Source organism: Vagococcus sp. WN89Y (assembly GCF_052220145.1).
Taxonomy (GTDB): domain Bacteria; phylum Pseudomonadota; class Gammaproteobacteria; order Enterobacterales; family Enterobacteriaceae; genus Kosakonia.
In genome coordinates, this window is record NZ_JBQPOM010000044.1 from 1 (window position 1) to 1,734 (window position 1,734).

Consider the following 1,734-nt stretch of genomic DNA (forward strand, 5'->3'; position numbering starts at 1 on the left):
CCGGGCAGTACGCCGACCGCGAAACCGGCCTGCACTACAACCTGTTCCGCTACTACGACCCGCAGACCGGGCGGTTCACCGTTCAGGATCCGATAGGGTTAAACGGCGGCTGGAACCTGTACCAGTATGCGCCCAACCCGCTCGGGTGGATCGACCCTACTGGTCTTTCAAGATATGCCGGGGTTGATTTTTCAGGTACCGACGTTTTATATCCAAATGGTGAAAGCATCGTTAAAATCCAGATGACAGGTAGCAGGTATGGTGATTTCAAGGCAGCTAATGAGATCGCCAGATACAACAATGCATCTGGTAATATTACGGGGAAATCACATCCGGAAAACTATACCTGGCACCACCTGAATGATTATGACCCTGTAACGAATACTTCTACAATGCAGCTTGTGGAAACCAGTGCCCATGAAGCCACTTTCCCGCATTCAGGTTCTGTCAGCCAGTTTGAGAAACACCACGGGGTTAAATACGAAACCGCTGAAGCTAAGAAAACGGCCAAAACTTTGAATTGTAAATGAAGGAGGTTTGCATGAAGTCAGTTGATCTAGAATTTTATGAAGATGATGAAGGTGTTTCGGTCGATTTGGTTCTGTCGGCATTTGGTTCCGAGCCTGTCCAGTGCATAAATTTGGAAGCGGATTCGGCCGATAAAAAAATGAAAACCGACGTCGATTTTCTTATTGAAAAACAGAACGACTTTTTTCAGAAAATCACAGCTGAAACCAGGACATACTGCAAACGTGTGTATGGAACCGATGTATCGAACCTCGCTTTGGTGAAAATTTACCTTTCTCCTGATGAGGAAGATGATTTTGGATTTATGTTCTCAACCGATTTGGATCAGGAGCATGGGATAGGTATCAAATTTAAGGGCCTTGAAATGAAAAAAATTGGTAGTAGCGAAACCGCTTTCTTATAAAAAATGTCCGGGCACGCACAGATATTGTATCACTTAATCATATGCAGGATGCTGGATAACACTATGTTACAGATTATCTGTGCTATTAAAAAGGATTATTACAGTGATGAAAAATTAAAACCCTATACCCCCGAAGGGAATTTTCATGTAGTAATCCGCTCTACGCAGTTATACACCCAGATTAGTTGCGAGAGGCAGGGTATATAATTTTACCTGCCTTGAACCGCGCCTACATACCATTCTGAGAAAAATCAAATGCAGCTTTTGGATTCTGAGCGAATTCTTGCTCTAAAAAATATGAAAAATCTTAATTAGCTATTTAACAACATTTCATCCAGCCAATGGCTCTGTCTATAATCGACTGCAAGTCGATCCGGAGTTCAAAAGAGAATTACAAAAGAAATATCCTGGGGTCGTAGAACATGTTCAACCGATGAAAAATGGTAAATTCAGAGGTTTTTCTCCAAAAGGTATGACCGGGCATCATGGAGACTCACCTGGTTCATTACAACTAGCTGATTTTAATGACCATAAAAGCTATCACGAAATTTATCATCCGGATGGGACTGGAGGGCATAATAAGTGGAGCAGCGGAATTTCTTGCCGAAAATGACTGGAGGTATAATTGATTGTAATTAAAGGGTTTGAAGAGCTATTGAATCGCCACGGATAATCCAGACACTTCCGAGCCGTTGATAATATTGATTTTCATATTCCGTCGGTGGCATCTGATCACTCGAACCATGCCGACGCTTACTGTTATAAAACATTTCGATGTAATCAAAAATATCGCTGCGTGCTTC

3 protein-coding genes are annotated in these 1,734 nt (G+C 42.4%); 2 read left to right on the forward strand and 1 reads right to left on the reverse strand.

The features are described from left to right. Both ACTU3N_RS14680 and ACTU3N_RS14685 read left to right on the forward strand, forming a co-directional pair. Positions 1–530, forward strand: a 530-nt coding sequence (locus tag ACTU3N_RS14680; protein WP_443086878.1) for an RHS repeat-associated core domain-containing protein, incomplete at its 5' end; no start/stop codon positions are given. 11 nt (positions 531–541) lie between these two features. Beyond that, a complete protein-coding gene (locus tag ACTU3N_RS14685) occupies positions 542–931 on the forward strand; it encodes a hypothetical protein (RefSeq protein ID WP_443086879.1) in 390 nt (129 codons plus the stop codon). Between the two features lie 635 nt (positions 932–1,566). Here the strand turns inward: ACTU3N_RS14685 and ACTU3N_RS14690 are convergent. Beyond that, positions 1,567–1,734 (reverse strand): IS3 family transposase (locus ACTU3N_RS14690; RefSeq protein ID WP_443086880.1); only part of this gene is annotated, 168 nt, incomplete at its 5' end.